The organism is Paenibacillus sp. NRS-1781 (assembly GCF_050467745.1).
Classification (GTDB): domain Bacteria; phylum Bacillota; class Bacilli; order Paenibacillales; family Paenibacillaceae; genus Paenibacillus; species Paenibacillus terrae_A.
On sequence record NZ_JBITPI010000096.1, the window covers coordinates 1 to 2,752 of the forward strand.

Annotated in this window: 4 protein-coding genes; 1 reads left to right on the forward strand and 3 read right to left on the reverse strand. The window is 35.9% G+C overall.

The window, feature by feature from the left end; translation table 11 throughout:
• The coding region (locus ACIFO6_RS23985) for a hypothetical protein (RefSeq protein ID WP_430044540.1) at positions 1–308 on the forward strand (308 nt) is incomplete at its 5' end.
• A gap of 133 nt (positions 309–441) precedes the next feature.
• On the opposite strand, the gene ACIFO6_RS23990 is transcribed toward ACIFO6_RS23985, so the two are convergent.
• From ACIFO6_RS23990 to ACIFO6_RS24000, 3 genes are all read right to left on the reverse strand, one after another.
• Entirely contained in the window at positions 442–633 is a 192-nt protein-coding gene (locus tag ACIFO6_RS23990) for a hypothetical protein (protein ID WP_430044542.1), read from the reverse strand.
• Positions 602–1,120, reverse strand: coding sequence for a DUF6985 domain-containing protein (locus ACIFO6_RS23995; protein WP_430044544.1), 519 nt, complete (start codon positions 1,118–1,120; stop codon positions 602–604). Before ACIFO6_RS23995 ends, ACIFO6_RS23990 begins: the two co-directional genes overlap by 32 nt.
• Before the next feature lie 180 nt (positions 1,121–1,300).
• Positions 1,301–2,344 (reverse strand): ankyrin repeat domain-containing protein, encoded by a 1,044-nt coding sequence (locus ACIFO6_RS24000; RefSeq protein ID WP_430044547.1) that lies wholly within the window; start codon positions 2,342–2,344, stop codon positions 1,301–1,303.
• Positions 2,345–2,752: the final 408 nt, after the last annotated feature.

Sequence of the window (2,752 nt, forward strand, 5' to 3'; positions counted from 1 at the left end):
CAATAAAGAATGGGAAAGATCCAATAATCAATAAACATCTTGATTTTTTGTGTGATAGCTGCAATTTGAAAGTGGATATTGAACCTGTTTTATTAATTAATCTTGATTTGATAAGAACAGTCAGAAATAAGTACATTCATAATATTGATAGAACGTTTACAAATAGAGTCCTTTCTAAACTAAAAAAGTATCATCCTCATTCCTTTCGTAATAACAACTTCACTCTAGATTATTTATTCATGGATCATTCTTTCGAAGCTATTGGATCGTTTGTAAAAAGAATAGAGATTTCTTGTGCAAAGGAGTAATCCATTATTACTTAGTAATATGCTATATTTTTGCCTTAACGAATGGGAGTCTGAAGTTCTGCTACTTGATATTATTTCAAGCAACTCGTCAATCGAGAGTCCCGGCTTATATTTATGAATCATAGCGTGGCAATTAACGCAAACTGGCCCTAGGTCTTTTATGGGGTCTAGTTTCATCCTCATTAATCAGATAAAAGACCAAATAACGATGAATGATCAGTTTACGGTAACCTTTGCTTTTAAGCAAGTCATCCAGCATTGGACTTCCCCCGTACTGCTTCTGCAAATGCTTATTACCTGTAGTCGCTTTTATCCCAAATTGCATATTCCCCATAACCTAGAAACTCACGTACTTCAAGAACTTTCTTTCCTTTAATAATAATTTCCATGCCATCTTCAAATTCCCATTCCATACCAATCAAAATGCTTGCTCCAAATACGGCATCATTGTTATCATAGGGATTTCTGTAGATAAAAATATCGCTTACTGAAATAAAGCGTAAAATATCCCTACCTTGAGCATCCGACAAACCATCCGGGCATTTCATATCTGGATAACAATCTGTCATTATACCATCTTTCCATACACACATTTTTTTGCTTAATTCATCAATAGTTTCATCAGGCAGATTATTTAAACAATCTTCGATATATGACTCCGCTTCGTTTAAACTCATATCTTCCTCTCTAAAATGGTATTCTATGCGTTCATTAGATAAAACGAACAAACCAAATCCAGAAGTAGCTTTTCCGTTTGATGCGTAAATGTCTTCCTCTTTTCCAACATTCTCTAAATGAAATTTAGTATCCAATTAGATATCGCCTCCAAAAATATAAGTACTCTGCACATTGCGACGGCTTTTTCAATTACTTCCTTGTTGCGATACACGATAACCGCCTCGATCGGGTCTTTGATCTCATTGCTAAGCAGAGCGAAATACCCATAGCTCTTAGCAGCGGCATCGATTGCCTCCTGCTTATTTACAGTTACATCATTCCATCATATTAAATATTGTTTTGGTTTCACGTGCCCGAGCCAATTCCAAAGGTGTTTTTCCATTATCATCTTTAGCCTGAATGTCAGCCCCATATTTTAATAGAATTTCAGCCGCTGCTGCATTTCCCTTGCTGACAGCTCTATGCAAGGCTGATTGTTTATACTGGTTCCTACATTCAATATTAGCTCCATGATCCAACAGGAATTGAATGCCCAAAACGTTATTACAATCCGCAAAATTATGTAAAGGGGGAAACGGTTTCTTTTCGCAATTCACATCGCAGCCCAGCTCTAAAATATCATTTAAAAGGGCTTCATCTTTACAATGAAGAGCGATCCCGAACCCCTTCTTTCCTACCTCTTTTTGATAGATATCCGCATATTCCGTATGTATATAATTCACAATATCACTTGAATATCTAAATGCAATTTCAAGCGGTGTTTCAGCCAACGCACGTTTTCCTACATTTGCCCCTTTTTCTGCTAAAAGTCTAAATGCCTCTAAATTATTGTGTTTACAGCAAAACTGCAAAGCTGTGCCGCAATATTCCAGAACCTTATCTAAATTGGATTTACTTGCGTTCGCAACGAGTTCCTTGATTCCTTCCATATCATTCATATAGCATGCAAACACTAGGGTTTTTTTAATTTTTTCGGCCTTTAATGATTTCCGTAGGGTTACTTTACTTTCCTCTCCCTCCGGTTCCAAATCATATCTCTGGTAGATAATCAATTCGAAGACATCACTATCAAAAAGCTCTGGATTCATATCGTTGACAATACTATATTCCATTAATTTTCCAGCTTCCACTTTGATACAAAGAATCCCCTTTCCGATCATTATCCTCTCAATCTCATTTGTATATTTTTCAAAAAGAAAAACAGTTACATCACTAACATACGAGACTTCATTTTCAACAATCTTATAATACCCGCTGGTAAACGAATTCTCTGTGCCTGATATTAAATAAATATAAGTTTTCCCTTTAATCACAGATTCATCGACAATGCTGTTAACCAAATTTTCCACACTTTTCATACATTCATGCCTCCATGATTATACCTTCTCTATTTCAGTATATTAGCATGAAATTCCTGCACCCAGTAAAAAACCAAACTGATTTTGAGCCCATTCAATTAAATTGTGTGAATCTGGAGTTTTAGAGTTCTTGAAATTGAGGCCATTTAACGCCAAGCTTCCATCCTGTGAAGGTTGAGTCTGTATTTTATTTAAAATCCACAAAGGTAAATATGTTACTTATTTATTATTACCTCACAGAAACATACAACACTCCGCATGCCTTTTGAATAAAAATAATATGTTCCCACACTCAACCCTAAAGCGTTTTTCTGAATGCAGGAACATATTCAAGTTGTTCTCAACCCTCGTACATCAATGCTTCTCATCTCGATATATCACTACCACGCACTCCACATGTGTCGAGAC

Excerpts from the sequence above, each read along its gene's own strand:
- ACIFO6_RS24000 (WP_430044547.1), bottom strand. The coding sequence starts at position 2,344 with ATGAAAAGTGTGGAAAATTTGGTTAACAGCATTGTCGATGAATCTGTG.
- ACIFO6_RS23990 (WP_430044542.1), bottom strand. The coding sequence starts at position 633 with ATGCAATTTGGGATAAAAGCGACTACAGGTAATAAGCATTTGCAGAAG.